The sequence below is a fragment of the Curtobacterium sp. MCSS17_005 genome (assembly GCF_003234225.2).
Taxonomy (GTDB): domain Bacteria; phylum Actinomycetota; class Actinomycetes; order Actinomycetales; family Microbacteriaceae; genus Curtobacterium; species Curtobacterium flaccumfaciens.
Window position 1 is genome coordinate 1,812,152 of record NZ_CP126258.1, and the last position, 19,891, is coordinate 1,832,042.

Sequence of the window (19,891 nt, forward strand, 5' to 3'; positions counted from 1 at the left end):
GTCCTGCGTGACGTTCCGTGACGGCCGACGGAGCGCTACCGTTGCGCCATGACAGCGCATCGTGTGACCGCCCCGGTGCCCCCGGCGGACGGCACCAAGGTGAAGGGTCCGGCGTCCTACTTCCCGAGCATCGAGACGACGTACGGGCGCCCGGTGCAGGAGTGGCTCGACCTGGTCGCGGACCGGCTCGACGACCACCAGCACATGGAGGTCGTCGGGTGGCTCAAGGCCGAGCACGGCCTCGGGCACGGGCACGCGAACGCCCTGGTCGCCTACGTGAAGCACGCGTTGGCCCCCTGAGCGGTTTTGCGTGGTGTGGTGCCGCGGCGGTGTCGGTCGCGGTGCGTGGTGCGGCGGTGTCGGTCGCGCCGCGTGGTGCGGCGGGTGTCGGTGGTCGTTCCTAGCGTGGGGGCGTGGCCGAACCCGTCGATGCGTGGTGGCGCCGCCGACAGTGGTCGCGCGGCGAAGCGGTGCCGTACGCCGTCGGACAGTTCCGCGCCGACTGGGCGCCGTACCCGGTGCTCATCCGGCAGTACCACCCCGACTGGAACCACGGCGTCGTCCTGACCCAGGTCCCCCCGGCGGCCGAGGTCCTGCTCACCTGGGAGTGCGACGTCGGGCACGTCTTCGTCGCGACCCCGTCCGAACAGCGGTCCCGCCCGGGCCGTGAACGCCGCCGCTCCGTCTGGTGCCCCGAGTGTGCGGTGCAGGCCCAGCCGCAGCGGTGGCCGGTGCTGCCGTCGGACTGGCCCCAGGCGGTACCCGTGCCGCAGCGGGTCGTCCGGAGTTCCGGACGACAGACGCTGCCGGCGGCTCCGGTGCGCGGGGTCCCGGCCGGAGCCGTCGCGTCGAGCCGTTCCCGGTCCCGTCGGCCCGTCGCCGGGTCGGCCGGGTCGGCCGGGTCGGCCGGTGGTGCACCCCGTCGGGCCGCCCAGTCCGCTCCGCGCACGATCTGCCCGAAGACCCCGCGGCTGCCGTCGGGTGAATCGTTCACGAGCGTCTGCGCCCCGGCGACGGCCTCGGCGGTCGAAGCCGAACTCCGGGGCATGCTGTCCGAGCGGTTCGCGTTCACCTACGACCACTCCGCCATCCGACTCGACCGGCCGTTCTTCGACCACGTCGAGGCCTGGCCGGACATCATCCTTCCCGAGCTCCGCGTCGCCATCGAGTACGACTCCACCGGTCGGCACGGACTCGAGCACGTCGGACCGCGGCAGGAGACCGACCGGAAGAAGGACCGCGCCGTCCGCGCCGTGGGGTGGGAGGTCGTCCGCATCCGCACCGGACGGCTGCCGGCGCTCGGCCCGTACGACCTGCAGGTCTCGGGCATCTCCGGCCGGACCGTCGACCGGCTGGCGGACACCCTGCGCGAGCTCCGGGGCGCGCTGTTCGTCGACGCGTACGCCCGGTGACGCCGCCGATCGGGGTACACGCGCGGTGCGACGGGGTACGACCCGGCTGGGAGCGGTCGCGAGCGGCCGGTAGGTATACATGGTGACCACCGCCTTCTGTCTCCATGCCCTCGGCGCGAGCTCCGAGGAGTTCGCGCTGCTGCGCGCCGAACTCGTCGGCGAACTCGACCTGATCGGCATCGACCTGCCCGGCTTCGGTCGCAGCCCGGCGTCGTCCGGCACCACCGTCGAGGAGATGGCCGTCCTGGTGGAGAGCGCGATCGGGGCGAGCGGCTCGACGGAGTGGATGCTCCTCGGGCACTCGATGGGCGGCAAGGTCGCCACGGTGGTGGCCGACCGTACGATCTCCGGCGCGAACGGCCTGTTCGGGCTGCGGGCCGTCGTGCTCCTCGCCGCGTCCCCGCTCGCCCCGGAGCCGATGGACGACGACCGCCGCTGGACGATGCTGTCGTGGGCTGCCGGTGGCCCGATCGGCGCCGAGGACGCCGCGGAGTTCATCGCCGCCAACACCGCGGCACCCCTGGCGCCCGCGCGCCACATCGCGGCGGTGCAGGACGTCGAGCGGACCGACCCCGCGGCCTGGACGGACTGGCTGTCCCGCGGCAGCCGCGAGGACTGGTCGGACGCCGCACCGAACCCGGTGCCCGCCCTGGTGCTCGCCGGCGCCGAGGACGGCGACCTCGATGCCGACGCCCAGCGTCGCCTGACCCTGCCGCACTGGCCGAACAGCGAGCTCCACGTCGTCGACGGCGCCGCCCACCTGCTGCCCTGGGAACAGCCCGAGGCCGTGGCCGAGCGCATCCGCGACTTCTGGCAGCGCCGGGTTACCGGCTCCCCGGTCGTCCCCGTCGAGCACGCCCGCGTGATCGCCTCACCGCGGGTCAGCGCCCGGACGCGGGGGCTGCTGGCCCAGCGGGCCCTGCCCGACGACCCGTCGGCGGCACCCCACGCGCTGACGCCGACGCAGTTGGACACCCTGCGTGCCGTCGCGCGGATCGTCGTCCCGCAGCCCGGCACCGACCAGGTCGACCTGGCACTGCGGGTCGACGCGCAGCTGGCCGCGGGGCTCGGCGACGGCTGGCGGCCGGACGGCCTGCCGGTGGACGCCGAGGCCTACCGTGCCGCGCTCGACGTGCTCGCCGCACCCGCCCGCGACGGCGTGCTCGACCAGGCCCTCGAGTCCGTGGCTGCCGGGCGGTACCGCGCCGACGGTGATCTCGACGCCGAGCAGCTGCGCGCGTGGTTCGAGGACGCCAGCGTCGACCTCGTGAAGCACTGGCTCGCACACCCCGCCACCATGGCCGCCATCGACTTCGACGGCTACGCCAACGGCGGTGACGGCGTCCGCAAGCAGGGCTTCCAGCTGCTCGCGGCGGGCGAGCGCGAGGCCTGGGAACCCGAGGCCCCGGCCGGCCCCGGTACCGCCGCCACGATGGACACCGCACCGACGACCGGAGCAGCACGATGAGACTCGACGGACAACGCACGTACGGCACGGACGACGTCGTCGACGTGGTGGTGGTCGGCACCGGGGCCGGGGGAGCACCGCTCCTCGCATCGCTGGCGCGCCGTGGCCTGACGGTCGTCGCGCTCGAGGCCGGCCGCAACACCGAGCCGGGCGACCACGTGCCGGACGAGGTCGCCGCCCCCGGTGACATCAACTGGATGGACGAGCGGCTGAGCGGCGGCGGAGCCCCCACGGCCTTCGGCCCGAACAACAGCGGCACGGGCGTCGGCGGTTCGACGCTGCACTGGGGTGCGTTCACGCCGCGGCCGAGCGAGCACGACCTGCGGCTGCGGACCGAGAGCGGCGCGGGGCAGGACTGGCCGATCAGCCACGCCGAGCTCACCGGCTGGATCGAGCAGGTCGAGCACGACGTCGGTGTCGCCGGCCCCGAGCACTACCCGTGGGACCCGTCCCGTCGCTACCGGATGCGCCCGCCGGCCCGGAACGCCTCGTCGGACATGATGATGCGCGGCACCGCGGCGGCCGGGATCACCGCGACCGACGCCCCGGTCGGCCTCACCACCGAGGACCGGCACCAGGAACACCACGGGCTGCGCCAGGCCTGCGTGTCCTGCGGCTCCTGCCACCAGGGCTGCCGCAACGGCTCGAAGGTGTCGATGGACACGACCTACCTGCCCGCCGCCGTGGCGTTCGGTGCCGAGATCCGCCCGGAGTCCTTCGTGCACGGCATCGAGCTCGACGCGGCGGGACGGGTCGAGGCGGTCCTGTACACCGCCGACGGGCGCGAGCACCGCCAGCGCTGCCGGTCACTCGTCCTCGCCGCGGGCGGTGTCGAGACGCCGCGACTGCTGCTGCACACCGGTGTCGCGAACGGCAGCGGGCAGGTCGGCCGGAACTTCACGGCGCACGGAGCCACCCAGGTGTGGGCGCGGTTCGACGAGTCGATGCGCTCGTACCGCGGGTACCCGTCGTCGATCATCACCGAGGACTTTGTCCGACCGGCAGACGCCGACTTCGCGGGCGGCTACCTCATCCAGAGCCTGGGCGTGCAGCCGCAGACCTTCGCGACCTCGCTGGTCCGGGGTGGCGGACTCCGCGGTGCCGAGCTCGTCCGGGCGCTGCAGGACTACCCGTTCTCGGCCGGCGTCGGCATCAACGCCGAGTGCCTGCCGTACGACGACAACCGGCTCGAGCTGACCGACGAACTCGACGAGCACGGTGTCCCGCGTGCCCGGGTCTCGTTCACCCCGGGCTCCAACGAAGAGGCGATCCGCCGCCACGCGGTCCGCACGATGACGACCATCGTGGAGGCCGCTGGCGGTCAGGACGTCCGGGTGCTCGAACGTACGGCGCACACCATCGGCACCGCGCGGATGGGCACGGACCGCGAGAGCTCCGTCGTTGACCAGGACGGCCGCTCGTGGGACGTCCCGAACCTGTGGATCGCCGACAACTCGGTGTTCCCGAGCGCGGTCATCGCGAACCCGGCGCTGACGATCATGGCGCTCTCGCTCCGCACCGCCGACCGCATGCTGCAGGCGGCCTGAGCCGGCGCCCCGACCGGCTGAACCCGCGCCGACCGCCCGGGCACGGCTCAGCCCCGCAGCGCGAGCGCCTCGCTCGTCCACCGGGCGTGCAGGTCCCACGGGTCGTCGACGCCGGCGGCGACGGTGTCCACGTGGGCCAGGAGTTCCGGCGTCACCCTGAACCACTCGGTACCCGGGTACCGGCTGGCGGCGAACGCGGCGTGCCGTCGGCGTTCGAGGGTCCGGTCACCGCGCTCGAATGCGAGCAGGTCCTGGTGCGGGATCGCCGCGAGCCGCTGCCGGGGGTTCATCGTCGTGCCGATCTTGATGCGGTCGCCGAAGTCGTCGCGCATCCGCAGGTAGTAGACGACGTCGACCCGTGGGGGAGCGAGGTCACCGTCCGGCACGTCGCCCCACCGCCACTCGCACCGGGCGCACACCACACCGGAGGGGTACCGCACCCCGATCCGTGACCCGCACGTCGGGCACGGGCCGGGCAGGGCGTCCTCGATGCCGGGGTGTTCGGCCGCGAGGTCGGCGACGAACGCGACGTGCGCGCCGCACAGGGGGACGCCCGCGAGCCCGTCCGCGAGCACGCCCGCGCAACCCGGCACGCAGCACGAGGAGGTGACCATGCGCCGAACGCTAGCCCGACCCACCGACGTGCCCCGGGCCTCCCGGCCCCTGCGCGTTGGTCGAATCGGGCGTCCCTGGTCGAATCGGGCGTCCCTGGTCGAATCGGGCGTCCCTGGTCCGTTCTTCCGACCAGGTATGCCCGTTCCCACCAGCCATCGCGCCCGTTCTGGGAAAGATCGGGCGTACCTGCGGGAACCGGGTGCCCCGCACGTCGGCCGATCCGGGCGTGCCGACCGAGAACGGGCGTACCTGGTCGAATCGGGCGTACCTGGTGCGTTCTTCCGACCAGGTACGCCCGTTCCCACCAGCCATCGCGCGCGTTCTGGGAAGGATCGGGCGTACCTGCGGGTACCGCGCGCCCGGCCGCCGGCCGCCCCGACCGAGAACGGGCATGCCGACCGAGATCGGGCGTACCTGGTCGAATCGGGCGTACCTGGTCCGTTCTTCCGACCAGGTACGCCCGATTCCACCAGCCATCGCGCGCGTTCTGGGAAGGAACGGGCGTACCTGCGGGAACCGGGCGCCCCGGCCGACGGGCGTACCGCCCGAGATCGGGCGTACCGACCGAGAACGGGCGTGCCGACCGAGAACGGGCGTACCTGGTCCGTTCTTCCGACGAGGTACGCCCGTTTCCACCAGCCATCGCGCCCGCTCTGGGAAAGAACAGGCACGCAGGCCGCCGTCAATCGGTGAAGATCACCCCGACGGGCTCGCGCTTCTCCTCCTGGAACTCGTCCTCACCGCGACCGAGCGCCCAGTACGCCGACAACGACATCTCGCGCTTCTCCAGCCCCCAGTCGTCCTGCAGCAGCCGACGGATCGCCTTCATCGCGGTCCGCTCGCCGTGCGCGAAGACCTGGACCGGCCGGGAGGCACGCGGCAGCCCGCGGGCTGTCTCCAGCAGGAGCGTGCCCGGCTGGGCGCCGGTGGCGTCCCGGTGCAGCCACCGCAGGTCGACCCCGGCCGGGTGCCGGAGGTCCTGCTCGTCCGCGGGCCCGGCCACCTCGACCAGGGCGACCCCGGTGGCGGAGTCGGGCATCGACTCGAGTGCTGCGCCGATCGCGGGCAGGGCGCTGTCGTCACCGAGCAGCACGTGCGTGACGGCCGGGTCCGTGGTGGGCGCGTAGCCACCACCGGGCCCGGACAGGGCGAGTCGATCGCCCGGCTGCGCGGACGCTGCCCAGGGACCGGCGAGGCCCTCGTCGCCGTGCACGACGAAGTCGATCGCGATGGTCCGCGTGGCGTGGTCGACCGCGCGCACCGTGTAGGTGCGGCGGGCGGGGCGGTCGTGCTTCGGCAGGGTCTCGCGCAGGGCCTCGAGGTCGTACGGCGGCACGAGTCCGAGCGACGGCTTCGCGAGCAGGAGCTTGACGTACTTGTCGGTCGAGCCGAGCCGGTCGGGGTCGGCCTGGGCGACGAAGTCCTCGAAGGCCGAGCCGCCCAGGTGCACGCGCACCATGTGGGGCGAGAGCCGTTCGGTGCGGTCGACGACGAAGACGTGCTGGGGGCGTTTGGGTTTCGAGCTCATCGTGGGGGAGCTTCCTCTCGCGGGTTCGGCGCCACCTGGGTGATCCCTGCTTGACGCGCGCAGCACTAAGGTTAGCCTTACCTCATGGACTCGACCGTCATCCCGTTCTCCGAGCTGCTGCGGCGTCGCACGCGGCGCTCGCACGGTGCCTCGGCCACGAGCGGCTTCATGCAGGACCTGCTCGGCGGCGACTGCGACGTCGCCGACTACGCGGACCTGCTCGGACAGTACGCCTTCGTGTACGACGCGCTCGAGCGGGCGGCGGAACGCATGGCCGACCACCCCGTGGCGGCGCCGTTCGTCACCGCGCAGCTCACCCGGATGCCGGCGATCCGTGCCGACCTCGAGTACCTGATCGGCCCGGACTGGCCCGAGCTGGTGTGCCCGCTGCCCGCGACGACCGCGTACGTGCGACGCCTCAACGAGGTCGCGGCGGAGTGGCCCGGCGGCTTCGTCGCACACCACTACACGCGGTACCTCGGTGACGTGTCCGGCGGGCACGTCATCGGGCAGGTGCTGGCCGAGCGGTTCGGGTTCGACACGAACGGTGTCCTCTTCTACATCTTCGACCAGGTCGCCGACCCGAGCGACTTCGAGCACACCTACCGGGCCCAGCTCGACGCCGCGCCCTGGACGGCCGAGGAGCAGGAGCGGGTGATCGCCGAGGTCGAGCTCGCCTACGAGCTGAACCGGGGGCTGCTCGCCGGCCTCGATGCCCGCCGTGCTCCGTTCCGTCAGGAGCCGAGGGACACGACGGTCGCCGCCGTCACGGCCTGACCGCACAGCGGCGGTCCCCGCGGCCGGACCCCCCGACCCCGCAGCGGCTGCGCGCTTCCGCCCGGCCCCGCGTCCGTCCGGACGGTCGACGTCATGCGCCCCCGGGTGCCGATACGCTGCTGGGACCCGGGACCAGCCTCCCGGACGACCCGGAAAGGACTCCATGACGGCGATCGACGGATCTGCACGCCACGAGCGCGCGCGGGACGACGTCAGCGGTGCGGTCGACAGTGACCTGCGCGCCGACGTCCGGTACCTCGGCAACCTCCTCGGCCGGGTGCTGCGGGAGAACGGGGGCGACGAACTGCTCCACGACGTGGAGTCGTTGCGCGCCGCCGTGATCGACGCCTACGAGGGCGACCACGCCGAGGGCGCAGCGCGTGCCCAGGCGATCGTCTCGGGCATGTCGGCCGAACGCGCCGAGGCCGTGGCACAGGCGTTCACCACGTACTTCCACCTGACGAACCTGGCCGAGGAGCACCACCGCGTGCGGGTCCTCCGGCAGCGCGGTGACGACGGCGGTGTGGCCGGCGACTCGTTCCCCGCCACCTACGCCGAGCTCGTCGCCGAGGTCGGCGAGGCCGAGGCCGCCGAGCGCCTCCGCACCCTGCGGTTCCACCCGGTGCTGACGGCCCACCCGACCGAGGCCCGCCGCCGCGCGGTCACCACGGGTGTCCGCCGCATCACGGACCTCATCGACGAGCGCGACCGCGCCCGGAACGCGACGGCCCGCGCCGAGAACGAGCGCCGCCTGCTCGAGGAGATCACGACCCTCCTGCGCACCTCGCCGCTCCGCACGACCCGGCCGGCCCCGCTCGACGAGGTCCGCACCGCGATGAGCGTGTTCGACCAGACCCTGTTCGAGATCGTCCCGCAGGTGTACCGCCTGCTCGACGACCGGCTGCAGGGCGACGACGCCGGCCGCGCTTCCGTGATCGCGCCCGCGTTCGTGCGCTTCGGCACCTGGATCGGCGGCGACCGCGACGGCAACCCGCACGTGACGGCCGACGTCACCCGCCAGGCCGCCGAGATCGCGGCGGAGCACATCCTGCTCGGCCTCGCCCGCGCGACCACCCGCATCGGCAGCGCCCTGACCCTCGACGCGAGCGACACCCCCGCCGACGCCGGCCTCACCGCCCTCGTCGCCGCGCAGGAGTCCCTCGACCCGGGCATCGCCGAGCGCATCGGTGTCCGAGCACCGAACGAGACCCACCGTCGTGCGCTCCTGTTCGTCGCCGCGCGCATCGACGCCACCCGGACCGGCACCACGCCGCTGGCCTACGACGGCCCCGAGGCGCTGCTGGCAGACCTCCGCACCATCCAGGCGTCGCTCATCGCCGCCGGCGCGATCCGCCCGGCGAACGGCGAGCTGCAGAACCTGATCTGGCAGGTCGAGACCTTCGGGTTCCACCTGGCCGAGCTCGAGGTCCGCCAGCACTCGCAGGTGCACCGCACGGCCCTGGCCGAGATCCGCGCCGGTGGCGAACTGAGCGAGACCACCGAAGAGGTCCTCGCCGTCTTCCGCACGATCGCCGGGCTGCAGTCCCGTTACGGCGTCCGCGCGGCGAACCGGTACATCGTGTCCTTCACGCAGTCCCCGGCGGACCTGGCGAACGTGCACGAACTCGCGGTCGCCGCACTCGGGTCCGCCGAGGCCGCGCCGGTGCTCGACGTCATCCCGCTGTTCGAGACCTTCGCCGACCTGCACGCCAGCGTCGACATCCTCGACGAGGCCGTCCGCACCGAGGCGTTCCAGCGACGCCTCGCCGCGACCGGCCGTCGGCTCGAGGTCATGCTCGGCTACTCGGACTCGTCGAAGGACGTCGGCCCGGTGTCCGCGAACCTGGCGCTGTACGACGCCCAGGCCCGCATCGCCGACTGGGCCCGAGACAACGACATCGAGCTGACCCTGTTCCACGGCCGGGGCGGTTCGCTCGGCCGCGGTGGCGGTCCCGCCAACGAGGCCGTCCTCGCGCAGCCGCCGGGGTCGATCGACGGTCGCCTCAAGCTCACCGAGCAGGGCGAGGTCATCTTCGCCCAGTACGGCGACCAGGACATCGCGGCCCGCCACCTCGAGCAGATGGCCTCGGCGACGCTGTTCGCGTCGTCGCCCTCGAACGAGGCGCGCACCGCCGCCGCGGCCGCCCGGTTCGCCGACCTCGCCCAGCAGCTCGACGACGTCTCGCGCGTCGCCTTCTACGACCTGGTCAAGGCCGACGGTTTCGCGCCGTGGTTCGCCCGGGTCACCCCGATGGAGGAGATCGGCCTGCTGCCCCTCGGTTCCCGCCCGGCCCGTCGTGGACTGTCGGTGGAGTCGCTGGAGGACCTCCGCGCCATCCCGTGGGTCTTCTCGTGGACGCAGGCGCGCATCAACCTCGCCGGCTGGTACGGGCTCGGCTCCGCGCTCGAGGCCGTCGGCGACGTCGACGTGCTCCGCGCCGCGTACGCCGAGTGGCCGCTCTTCGCCGCGATGATCAAGAACGTCGAGATGTCGCTCGCGAAGACCGACGAGCACATCGCCCGCCGGTACCTCGAGCTCGCCGACCGTGACGACCTCGCCGCGAAGGTGCTCGACGAGATGGTCCGCACCCGCGACTGGGTGCTCCGCGTCTCCGGCGGCAGCGACGTGCTCGAGGACCGACCCGTCCTCGCCCGCGCCGTGCGCCTGCGCAGCCCGTACGTCGACGCGCTGTCGCACCTGCAGCTCCGTGCGCTGCGCGCCATCCGCACGTCCGGCAGCACCGACCCGACGGACGCCGACCACCGGCTCCTGCTGCTCACCGTCAACGGGATCGCCGCCGGCCTGCAGAACACGGGCTGACGCCCCCACCCGACGGACGGGAGGCCCGGTGCCAGCTGGCACCGGGCCTCCCGTCCGTCCGCGCGCACGTCCCGGGCCGCGCTTCGTGAGCAGCAACGGTCGCCTCCGGCACCGCGACCCGACCGTTCCTGCTCACGAAGTGCCCGTCGAATCGATTCGGGGACGCGTAGCGTGTCCGAGGTGACGACGGAGCGCAGGCTGGGACCGACGACGACCGTGCTGCCCCCGATCGTGCCGCTGGCGCTCATCGTCGGGGTCTCGCCGTTCGCGACCGACATGTACATCCCCGCGCTCCCGGCCATCGCACGCGACCTCGGCACCACGCCGGGCGCCGTGCAGCTGTCGCTCACGGCGTTCCTCGTGGCCTTCGCGGTCGGCCAGCTGCTCGTCGGACCGGTGAGTGACGGGATCGGTCGTCGGCCGATGCTCGTCGTCGGGACCGCCCTGTTCGCCCTCGCGCTCGCCCCCGACGTCGCGACGCTGGTGGTGGCCCGCGTCCCCCAGGGACTCGCCGGTGCTGCGGGGGCCGTGGCCGGTCGGGCGATGGTGTCCGACGTGACGAGCGGCACCCGGATGGCGAAGGTGTTCGGCACGCTCGCGGCCATCAACGCGGTCGGACCCGTGGTGGCCCCGCTGGCCGGGGGAGCGGTGCTGACGGTCGGCACGTGGCGGCTCATGTTCGTCGTGCTGGCCGTGCTCGGCGCCGTGTTCTTCGTGGCCGTGGTGCTGCGGTTCCGCGAGACCCTGCCGCCGGAGCGACGCGGCGGCGTCGGGTTCGCGGCCAACGGGCAGCGCATCCGCGAGCTCCTGGCGATCCCGCGGTTCCGGGCCTACGTGCTGAGCGGGGTGCTGTCGACGGTGGGGTTCTTCGCCTACATCGCGACGAGCTCGTTCGTGTTCCAGTCGGAGTTCGGGTTCTCCGAGGGGCTGTACACGCTGGTCTTCGCCACGAACGCGTCGATGATGATCGTCACGACGGTGCTGTTCGGTCGGCTCGTCGGACGGTTCACCGAGGACGCCCTGCTGACCCTGGGCCTGGTCGTCGGGACGGTCGGGGCCACGGCCGTGCTCGTGTCGGCGCTCCTCGGACTCGGGCCGGTGCCGGTGTGGTGCGCGCTCGCGGTCGTGACGGCCGCGTGGGGCTTCGTCCTGCCGGCGGCGATGACCCGCACGCAGCACGTCGGCTCGGCGCACCCGGGCACCGCGGCCGCGCTGCAGGGTGGCCTCACCTTCGGCATCGGCGGTCTCGGCACCCCACTCGCGGGAGCCCTCGGCGGCACCGCACTCGCGATGGGCGGGGTGATGGCAGCGCTGATGGCCGCGGCCGTCGTGGTGCAGGTGACGGCGACGCGGCGAAACCGGTCCCACAACTGAGGGTCGGAGCCGGTAGGTTGCTGGTTGCAAGGCGCACCGATCTGAGGAGACCCACCGAGATGGACATCGTCGTACACGAGGCGGAGACCGACACCGCCGTCCTGGAGTGCAGCGGCCGGCTCAACATGGTCTCCGCGCCCACGTTCCGCGAGACCGTTGCACAGATCGTCGGCAACGGGCGATCGCGGCTCGTGGTCGAGCTCTCCGGGGTCGAGTTCATGGACTCCTCCGGCCTCGGCGCCCTGGTCGGCAGCCTGAAGACCGCGCGGCAGGCCGGCGGCGACCTCCGCATCGCGGCGCCGTCGGAACAGGTCCAGATGGTGCTCAAGCTCTCCAACATCGACAAGATCCTGCGGACGTACCCCGACGGGGACGCCGCGGTGACCGACTGGTGATGACCGCCCCCGTCGCCGAGCACATGCTCGCACTGGCGTGCCCTCCGGACGACGTGTCGGCCGTGCACGACTTCCTCGCGGGCGTGTGGCAGCACGAGCCGTCCGTCGCCGCCGAGGACCGGATGGCCCTGGAACTCGCCCTCGTCGAACTCACCTCGAACGTCATCGAGCACGGCGCTCGCCCGAACGGTGTGTCGTGCGAGCTCCGGCTCGAGATCGGCGACGAGCGCTTCCAGGCGCTGCTGTCCGACGACGGGGTCGCGGCCACGGTGGATCCGGACGCCGCCGTGCTGCCCGACGACTTCGCCGAGGGTGGTCGCGGGCTCGCCCTCGTCCGCATGGTCGTCGACGACCTGCGGTACGAACGCGTCGCCGAACGGAACCGTTGGACGGTGCTGCGCTCCCGGCACTGAGCGGGAGCACGGCCGTCGCGCATCGACGGCGCCGCACCGGTCGTCCGCCCAGCGCACTCCGTGGGCCGTAAACCGCAATGACGGATCGCCGATTGCCGCGCATCCTGGACACCGTGTCACGATTCGCGCGATGACTGTCGAGCCTGATCCCCGGATCCGGTTCGAGACGTCCGGCACCGGACTCGACGCGGCCGTGCAACTGTACGAAGAGGCCTACGAGAGCACGGGGTTCTCGGCGTCCCGGACCGATCGTCCGTTCGCGTACCGGTTCCAGGTCGTCGGCGACGACACGATGACGTTCCGCTCCACCCGGTTCGACGGGCGGATGCAGGGCGAGGTCGAGGTCCCCGACGAGTACGTCGTGATGTGGACGTCGGACGGCGGTGGCCGCGTCGACGTCGGTCGCCAGGAGGTCGACTTCGCACCGGGGACGCCACGGGTGTTCCCGACGCGGCGTCCGTTCGTGTTCGACCTGCAGGACGTCCGCCAGAGCCTCGTGCAGTTCGACCGCACGTACCTGGAGGGCGTCGCCGCCGAGGTGCACGGCACCCGGCCCGGCCCCCTCGTGTTCGACCACACCGCGGCGCCCCGGCCGGAGGACCTCCGCGCCTGGAACGCCCGGGTGCAACGAGCCGCAGCGATCGTGCTCGGCCCGGCACCACTCACCGCGCTGGCCCTCGCCGAGACCGTTCGTGAGACCGCGCTGGCGTTCCTCGACACGTTCCCGCACGACTCCATCGCCCCCGACGTCGCGCTGCCACAGGGAGCCACGGGTCGCGTCCGCGAGGCCGTGGAGTTCATGCACGCCTTCGCCCACACGCCCGTGACCACGACCGACGTCGCCCAGCACGTCGGCCTGAGCGTCCGGGGGCTGCAGCAGGCGTTCCAGCGGCAGGTCGGCACGGCGCCGAACGCGCTGCTCCGGGGGATCCGCCTGGACCGCGTGCACGAAGAACTCCGACGCGCGTCGGCGGGCGACCTGACCGTGGCGAGCGTGGCGCTGCGCTGGGGCTTCGCGCACCTCGGCCGGTTCTCGGCGGCGTACGCATCGCGCTTCGGGCAGTACCCGCGCGACACGCTGCAGCAACCCCGGGGCGCGGTTCCGCAGCTCTGAGCCGGGCAGGGCGCCGCACGTCACACTCCGGAACGGCGCCTCGCCGGTTCGCTACGCTGCCCGGGTGAGCAGACCGCGACCGTGGGTGATCGTCCCCGGCATCTGGAACTCGGACCCGGACCACTGGCAGTCCGTCTGGGAGCGGGAGCAGCAGGACGAGCGCGACCAGCACGACCACCAGCAGCAGCGCGCCGCCGTCCGCATCGCCCCCACCTCGTGGAGCGACCCGGACTCGGACGACTGGCGCGCCGCGATCTCGACGGCCGTGGCCTCGTGCGCGGAGCCCCCGGTCCTCATCGCCCACAGCCTCGGTGTCCTGGCCGTCGCCGACTGGCTCGCCACCACGGCGGGTGCTCCCGCGCTCGTCGGCGGTGCCTTCCTCGTCGCCCCGCCCGACCCGCTCGGCGACACGTTCCCGGACGAGGCATCGGGCTTCGTGGCACCGCGCTCGGTGCCCCCGGCCCAGCAGGTCCCGACGCGCCTCGTCGTGAGCGACGACGACCCGTACTGCAACACGGACCGGGCCCTCGTGTTCGCCGACGCGATGAGCGCAGACGTCGTCCGTGTCGGCGCCCTCGGGCACGTGAACGTCGCGAGTGGCGTCGGTGCCTGGCCCGCGGGACGGGAACTGCTGCGGGTGTTCGAGGACGGCCTCCGCCAACCTCGGTGACCACGGGGCTCGACACGCCACTCAACTCCGCGCCGATATGGCAGGCGGTGCAGCGACACTCCGGCGATGTCCCGCGTTTCGGCCCACGCGATATTTATCCTTCGAGCATGGAGACCCAGTCCGGCGCACGCACCCCGCTCGTGGACCCGTTCGGCCGCGAGCTCGAGGAGTGGCTCCGCGACGCACCGGCGACCCGTGCCCCGTACGTGCCGGACCTCGTCGTCCCGCCCGTCACCGGCCCCGTGCAGCGCCCCGGACACGCCGCGAGCAGCACCTCGACCGCCGACGAAGCGACCGTCGACGCGACGGCCCCCGCCGCGACGACCGTCGACCCGACGACCGCTCCGGCGCACGTCGCCACCCCGGCACCGGTCGACGAGACGATCCCGTCGACACCCGCCGCCCCCGCGTTCCGCCGCGACCGCGCCCGCCACGCCGCGGTCTGCGCCCCGTCGTTCCCGGAGCCGCCGGAGCGTCTGGCCCTGCGCATCGAGGACCTCGCGGTGGAGGTGTCCTCGTCCACGGGCCGCAGCAGCATCGAGCGCATCGTCCTGCTCGAGGACGAGGTCCGCCGCCGTGACGAGGACCTGGCTCGCCTCGCCGCGTGGGAGGCCACCGTCGCCGACTCCGACGACCCCGAGGTGACGGCCGCCCGCGCCTTCGCCCACACCGTCTTCGCCGACCTGCTGACCGATGCCGCCGCCGAGGCGGACCGCCGCGACCGCGCCGCAGCCCGCCGCGCAGCGACCGCGCCCGTGGCGCTCGTCACCCGGGTGGCCCCCGTGCCGACCCGCGCAGCACGGAGCGTCCCCGCAGCAGCGCAGGCACCCGCACCCACCGCGGAAGCCGCGCCGGTGGTGGAACTCGTCACCCCGGAACGCGACGAACCCGTCCGGCCGGTGCTGGGCCTCCCGGCCGTGTCCCCGGTGTCGGCGGCCACGCGACCGACCCCGCTCGTCCTGCCCGCCACCGGGCCGACGGTCATCGACCGTGCGGCCTTCGCCGCCGCGCTCACCGCGCACCAGGGCGTCACCGCGAGCACGCCGGTCGTCCTGCCTGACGCCGTCGCCGCACCCGTCGTCCCGGCTCCTGTCGCGGACGCGACGGGAGCCGACACCGACACCGACACCGCCGCCGACACCGACACGGCGGCAGCGCCGGCCCCGGCCGGCTGGTGGTCGCGACTCGTCGACCGCCTGCTCGGCCTGCTCGGTCGTCGCTGACCCGCGGCCGCGGCGCTGTCGGCTGCACCGCTTCCGGCGCACTGCTTCCGGCCGCACTGCCTGGAGGCCCGGATCACCCCACACGGACCGGCTGCCCCGTGCGGGGCGGTCGCCTCGGTACACTGACGGGATGCCGACGCTCCGCGAACTCCAGGCCGTGATCGAGGACCTGTGGCCCGCCGCCGGTGCCGAGTCGTGGGACTCCGTCGGGCTCGTCGCCGGCGACCCGGACGCGACCGTCGAGCACGTGCACCTCGCCGTCGACGCGGTCCCCGCCACCGCACGGGAAGCCGTCGAACTCGGTGCTGGGCTCCTGCTCACGCACCACCCGCTGCTGCTCCGCGGGGTGACGACGATCGCCGAGTCGACCTACAAGGGCAGCGTCCTCGCGACCCTCCTGCGTGGCGACAGCGCCCTGCTCGCGGCGCACACCAACGCCGACGTCGTGACGACCGGCACCTCGGCCGTCCTCGCTGACCGCCTCGGGCTCACCGAGCAGCGCCCGCTCGACGCCGGAGCCGACCCCGACACCGGCATCGGCCGAGTCGGGGTGCTGCCCGAGGGGACGACCCTCGGCGCCCTCGCCCGGAAGCTCGTCGACCTGCTGCCGCCCACCGCGACCGGGGTCCGCGTCTCCGGCGACTTCGACCAGCCCGTCCGCACCGTGGCGCTCTGCGCGGGTGCGGGCGACTCGCTGCTCGGCCACCCCGCCGTGCTCGACGCCGACGTCTACATCACGAGCGACCTGCGGCACCACCCGGCCTCGGAGTTCCGCGAACAGGCGCTCCTCGGCAGCGGGCCGGCGCTCATCGACACCTCGCACTGGGCCACCGAGTGGCTCTGGCTCGACGTCGCCGCAGAGCAGCTGCGCACCCGGGCCGGGGTCCGCGTCACCGTGAGCGACCTCCGCACCGACCCGTGGGACTTCGCCGTCCTGCCGGCCGCCGAACCCACCACCCCCACAGAAGGAGCCTGACCATGAAGGCAGCACCCGAGGACCAGGTCATCCTCCTCGACGTCCAGCGTCTCGACAACGACGTCACGCGCATCGCGCACCGCATCACGTCGTTGCAGAAGGGCGACCAGCTGACCGAGCTGAGCAAGCAGGCCGCGGCGCTCCGGAGCGAACTCGTCGCCGCCACCGGCGAGGTCGAGGACGCCGAGCGCGACCTCGCCCGCCTGGAGTCCGACACCGCGGTCGCGCAGGCCCGCGTCGAGCGCGACACGACGATGCTGCAGAACGTCGCGAACGCGAAGGACGCCGCCGGACTGCAGAGTGAGCTCGACTCGCTGCAGCGGCGCATCGGCGGCCTCGAGACCGCCGAACTCGAGATCATGGAGAACCTCGACGGGCTCCGCGCCCGGGTCGGCGACATCGAGGCCAAGCTCGCCGACGTCGAGGCCGCCCGCGGTGGTCTGGTCGCCGAGCGCGACGCGGAGATCGCCCGGCTCACGGCCGACCGCGAGTCGGCCGAGCAGGCCCGCGCCGACGTCGCTGCCAAGGTGCCGGCCGAGCTGCTCGCCCTGTACGACCGGCAGCGTGCCCGTTACGGCTTCGGTGCCTCGCTGCTGCAGGGCGGCGTGTCGACGGCCTCGGGTGTGGCGCTCAACAACTCCGACCTGCAGACCATCCGCCGGGCTGCGCCCGACGACGTGGTGCTGTGCCCCGACAGCGACGCGATCCTGGTGCGGACGGCCGAGTCCGGGCTGTAGACGCGAGCGACGTCCGGACAGGAGGCGCGGTGCCCGCCGGCACCGCGCCTCCTGTCCGTCGTGGGCTGGTCACAACGCGTCGCGTGCGTCGCGCCGAGCGGGCACGAACCGTCGGCTGAGGCCCTGCCGGCCGACAGTTGGTGACCACTCGGCGAACCTGAGCGGGGAGTCGTGACCACGCGCGCCCGCCTGACGGGAGGCCTGCGGCACGGAGAAGGGGGCGAATGGGCCGGCCGTACGCCGGGTTCTGTCCCGCCGCTTGCACGGCGGTGACGGCCATCTCTCTCGGACCGACGTTGCCGTCGGCCTCCAGCGGTCTACCCGAGGACTCGGCGAGCAGCCTCAACGTCCTCTGTCTGACCTTGCTCCGGGCGAGGTTTACCGAGCGGATCCGGTCACCCGGACCCCTGGTGGTCTCTTACACCACCGTTTCACCCTTACCGGCGTCTCCGCCGGCGGTCTGCTTTCTGTGGCACTGTCTCGCGGATTGCTCCGGGTGGGTGTTACCCACCGCCCTGCTCTGTGGAGCCCGGACGTTCCTCGGCGCTCCCGGGGGAGCGACGCGACCGTCTCACCGACCCATTCGCTGGGGCGAGTCTACCCGGCTCCGCGGCGCCCGATGCGAGGGGTGCCCGACGGGGCGGGCACCTGATGAGAACGGGCATACCTGGTCGGAAGTTCCGACCAGGTACGCCCGATTCGACCAGGTATGCCGACCCGGACTAGACGCTGCGCGCTGCCAGGGTCGCAGCGCCGATGATGCCGGCGTTGTTGCGGAGCGTCGCGGGGATGATGTCGGCCTGCAGGTCGAGCAGCGGGAGGAACTCCTCGTACTGCTTCGAGACCCCACCGCCGACGACGAAGAGCTCGGGGGAGAGCAGCGCCTCGAGCGTCGAGTAGTACTTCTGCAGACGCTTCGCCCAGTGCTTCCACGACAGGTCGTCGCGCTCCTTGGCGGCGAACGAGGCGCGCGACTCGGCGTCGTGCCCCTCGATCTCCAGGTGCCCGAGCTCCGAGTTGACGATGAGCACGCCGTCGTTGATGAGCGCGGTGCCGATGCCGGTGCCGAGCGTCGTCACGATGACCAGGCCGTCCTTGCCCTTGGCCGCGCCGAACTGCTGCTCGGCGAACCCGGCGGCGTCGGCGTCGTTGACGAAGTGGATGGAGCGGCCGAGTTCCTTCTCGAACAGTGCCTCGGCCTCGAAGCCGATCCACTTCTTCGACACGTTCGCGGCGGACATCGTCTTGCCGTCCCGCACGATCGCCGGGAAGCAGACGCCGACGGGGACGTCGTCACCGGGGGCGAGCTCGCCGATGATCTCCTTGACGACCGCCGTGATGTCCTGGGGCTTCCCGCCCTCGGGCGTGGCCTTCTTGATGCGGTCCGTGGTGAGGGCGCCGGACGCGACGTCGACGATCGCGCCCTTGATGCCCGTACCACCGATGTCGACGCCGACTGCGAGGGAGGTCATGAGGTTGTCGTGCCTTTCGGTTGCCTGCCGGAGGTGTCCGGTCAGGAGACGGTGAGGAGCTCCGCGCCGCGTTCGGTGACGACGAGGGTGTGCTCGAACTGCGCGGTCCACGACTTGTCACGGGTCGAGACCGTCCAGTCGTCGGACCAGATGTCGGCCTCGATGCCGCCGAGCGTGAGCATGGGTTCGATGGTGAACACCATGCCGGGTTCGATCACCGTGTCGTACTGCGGTGCGTCGTAGTGGGGGATGATCAGGCCGGAGTGGAACGCCCGACCGACGCCGTGCCCGGTGTAGTCGCGGACGACGCCGTAGCCGAAGCGCTTCGCGTACGCCTCGATGGCACGACCGATCACGTTGACCTGCCGGCCCGGGGCGACGGCCTTGATGCCGCGACGCAGTGCCTCTTCGGTGCGGGTGACCAGGTCCGAAACCTCGGGCGCTGCCTGCCCGACGACGAACGTCCGGTTCGTGTCGCCGTGCATGCCGTCCTTGTAGGCGGTGATGTCGATGTTGACGAGGTCGCCCTCCTGCAGGACGGTGTCGTCGGGGATGCCGTGGCAGATGACCTCGTTGAGGCTCGAGCAGAGCGACTTCGGGTAGCCGCGGTAGCCGAGCGTGGAGGGGTAGGCGCCGTGCGCGACGACGAACTCGTGCCCGATCCGGTCCAGCTCGTCGGTGGTCACACCGGGGCGGATGGCCTCGCCGACGGCGTCGATGGCCTGCGACGCGATGCGTCCGGCGACCCGGATGCGCTCGACCTCGTCCGGTGTGTAGGTGTCACCGAGACCGTGTTCGTGGGGCTCGACCTTCCCGACGTACTCCGGACGCTCGATGTCCTTCGGGACGGCGCGGTGCGGGGAGATGCGGCCGGCGGTCAGGTGTCCGTGTTCGTCCCGGGGCATGCGGACCACTCTAGCCGCGGCCCGACGCGCCGAGCGCAACCGCCCCACGGTGCGGCCGGACGGGGTGGGCGTGGCTGCCTGGAGGCCCGGTGCCGGTCCGCCGGACCGGCACCGGGCCTCCAGGCGGTGACGTGGGTACGGTGGGCGGCATGAGCGAAGAACGCATCGAGTCCCAGTGGTGGTTCAACGACAAGACCGGCCAGGTCGAGCAGGGCCCGCAGTCGCCGCAGCGCGACCGGATCGGCCCGTTCGCGACGCGCGAGGAGGCGCAGCACGCGCTCGACCGCATCGCCGCGAACAACGAGAAGTGGGACGCCGAGGACCGCTGAGCACCGCGGCCGGCGCCCCGCCGACGCCCTGGTGACGGCGCGTCGCACGGCCCCGCGCACACCGCCGGACCACTAGCCTGGGACGAGGCCCGCCCGCGGCCACCCGATACACGGA

Annotated in this window: 19 protein-coding genes and 1 other RNA gene; 15 read left to right on the plus strand and 5 right to left on the minus strand. The window is 72.9% G+C overall.

Annotated elements, in window-relative coordinates; all coding sequences use genetic code 11:
• Positions 1-48: 48 nt before the first annotated feature.
• From DEJ20_RS08765 to DEJ20_RS08780, 4 genes are all read left to right on the plus strand, one after another.
• Positions 49-300, plus strand: coding sequence for a DUF4287 domain-containing protein (locus tag DEJ20_RS08765; RefSeq protein ID WP_111235944.1), 252 nt, complete (start codon positions 49-51; stop codon positions 298-300).
• Between the two features lie 113 nt (positions 301-413).
• Positions 414-1,412 (plus strand): putative endonuclease domain-containing protein, encoded by a 999-nt coding sequence (locus tag DEJ20_RS08770; RefSeq protein ID WP_111235943.1) that lies wholly within the window; start codon positions 414-416, stop codon positions 1,410-1,412.
• An 82-nt stretch (positions 1,413-1,494) separates the two neighbouring features.
• Positions 1,495-2,880 carry an alpha/beta fold hydrolase gene (locus DEJ20_RS08775; RefSeq protein WP_181431594.1) on the plus strand — a complete coding sequence of 462 codons (1,386 nt, stop codon included), beginning with the start codon at positions 1,495-1,497 and terminating at the stop codon, positions 2,878-2,880.
• Complete coding sequence (locus tag DEJ20_RS08780; protein ID WP_111235941.1) at positions 2,877-4,427, plus strand: GMC family oxidoreductase; 1,551 nt, start codon at positions 2,877-2,879, stop codon at positions 4,425-4,427. Before DEJ20_RS08775 ends, DEJ20_RS08780 begins: the two co-directional genes overlap by 4 nt.
• A gap of 47 nt (positions 4,428-4,474) precedes the next feature.
• Here DEJ20_RS08780 and DEJ20_RS08785 read toward each other — a convergent pair whose 3' ends face one another.
• The gene (locus DEJ20_RS08785) at positions 4,475-5,041 is read right to left on the minus strand and encodes a GIY-YIG nuclease family protein (protein ID WP_181431593.1); all 567 of its coding nucleotides are present in this window, start codon (positions 5,039-5,041) and stop codon (positions 4,475-4,477) included.
• A gap of 683 nt (positions 5,042-5,724) precedes the next feature.
• A complete protein-coding gene (locus DEJ20_RS08790) occupies positions 5,725-6,570 on the minus strand; it encodes a siderophore-interacting protein (RefSeq protein WP_071244536.1) in 846 nt (281 codons plus the stop codon).
• Positions 6,571-6,654: 84 nt separating this feature from the next.
• On the opposite strand from DEJ20_RS08790, the gene DEJ20_RS08795 reads away from it, so the two are divergent.
• The 10 genes from DEJ20_RS08795 to DEJ20_RS08840 all read left to right on the plus strand — a co-directional run bounded on the left by DEJ20_RS08795 (position 6,655) and on the right by DEJ20_RS08840 (position 17,070).
• On the plus strand, positions 6,655-7,347 hold the full coding sequence (locus tag DEJ20_RS08795) for a biliverdin-producing heme oxygenase (protein ID WP_111235940.1): 693 nt from the start codon (positions 6,655-6,657) through the stop codon (positions 7,345-7,347).
• A 163-nt stretch (positions 7,348-7,510) separates the two neighbouring features.
• Complete coding sequence (locus DEJ20_RS08800) at positions 7,511-10,168, plus strand: phosphoenolpyruvate carboxylase (RefSeq protein WP_111235939.1); 2,658 nt, start codon at positions 7,511-7,513, stop codon at positions 10,166-10,168.
• Positions 10,169-10,348: 180 nt separating this feature from the next.
• Positions 10,349-11,542, plus strand: coding sequence for a multidrug effflux MFS transporter (locus tag DEJ20_RS08805; RefSeq protein WP_258377208.1), 1,194 nt, complete (start codon positions 10,349-10,351; stop codon positions 11,540-11,542).
• Between the two features lie 59 nt (positions 11,543-11,601).
• Complete coding sequence (locus DEJ20_RS08810) at positions 11,602-11,937, plus strand: STAS domain-containing protein (protein WP_017886068.1); 336 nt, start codon at positions 11,602-11,604, stop codon at positions 11,935-11,937.
• Positions 11,937-12,350: an ATP-binding protein gene (locus tag DEJ20_RS08815; RefSeq protein ID WP_111235937.1), complete on the plus strand. Its 414-nt coding sequence runs from the start codon at positions 11,937-11,939 to the stop codon at positions 12,348-12,350. Before DEJ20_RS08810 ends, DEJ20_RS08815 begins: the two co-directional genes overlap by 1 nt.
• A 130-nt stretch (positions 12,351-12,480) precedes the next feature.
• Positions 12,481-13,464, plus strand: coding sequence for a helix-turn-helix transcriptional regulator (locus DEJ20_RS08820; RefSeq protein ID WP_111235936.1), 984 nt, complete (start codon positions 12,481-12,483; stop codon positions 13,462-13,464).
• 64 nt (positions 13,465-13,528) lie between these two features.
• A complete protein-coding gene (locus DEJ20_RS08825) occupies positions 13,529-14,134 on the plus strand; it encodes an RBBP9/YdeN family alpha/beta hydrolase (RefSeq protein ID WP_111235935.1) in 606 nt (201 codons plus the stop codon).
• 107 nt (positions 14,135-14,241) lie between these two features.
• Positions 14,242-15,357 (plus strand): hypothetical protein, encoded by a 1,116-nt coding sequence (locus tag DEJ20_RS08830; protein WP_111235934.1) that lies wholly within the window; start codon positions 14,242-14,244, stop codon positions 15,355-15,357.
• A gap of 130 nt (positions 15,358-15,487) precedes the next feature.
• The gene (locus DEJ20_RS08835; RefSeq protein WP_111235933.1) at positions 15,488-16,333 is read left to right on the plus strand and encodes a Nif3-like dinuclear metal center hexameric protein; all 846 of its coding nucleotides are present in this window, start codon (positions 15,488-15,490) and stop codon (positions 16,331-16,333) included.
• A gap of 2 nt (positions 16,334-16,335) precedes the next feature.
• Positions 16,336-17,070, plus strand: a complete 735-nt coding sequence (locus DEJ20_RS08840) for a zinc ribbon domain-containing protein (protein WP_027465445.1) — start codon at positions 16,336-16,338, stop codon at positions 17,068-17,070.
• Between the two features lie 221 nt (positions 17,071-17,291).
• Here the strand turns inward: DEJ20_RS08840 and rnpB are convergent.
• From rnpB to map, 3 genes are all read right to left on the minus strand, one after another.
• Positions 17,292-17,652: RNase P RNA component class A (gene rnpB / locus DEJ20_RS08845), an RNA gene on the minus strand.
• A 140-nt stretch (positions 17,653-17,792) separates the two neighbouring features.
• The gene (gene ppgK / locus DEJ20_RS08850) at positions 17,793-18,542 is read right to left on the minus strand and encodes a polyphosphate--glucose phosphotransferase (RefSeq protein ID WP_027465446.1); all 750 of its coding nucleotides are present in this window, start codon (positions 18,540-18,542) and stop codon (positions 17,793-17,795) included.
• Between the two features lie 41 nt (positions 18,543-18,583).
• Positions 18,584-19,447 carry a type I methionyl aminopeptidase gene (gene map / locus DEJ20_RS08855; RefSeq protein WP_071403965.1) on the minus strand — a complete coding sequence of 288 codons (864 nt, stop codon included), beginning with the start codon at positions 19,445-19,447 and terminating at the stop codon, positions 18,584-18,586.
• A gap of 149 nt (positions 19,448-19,596) precedes the next feature.
• On the opposite strand from map, the gene DEJ20_RS08860 reads away from it, so the two are divergent.
• Complete coding sequence (locus DEJ20_RS08860; RefSeq protein WP_111023013.1) at positions 19,597-19,776, plus strand: SPOR domain-containing protein; 180 nt, start codon at positions 19,597-19,599, stop codon at positions 19,774-19,776.
• Positions 19,777-19,891 lie beyond the last annotated feature (115 nt).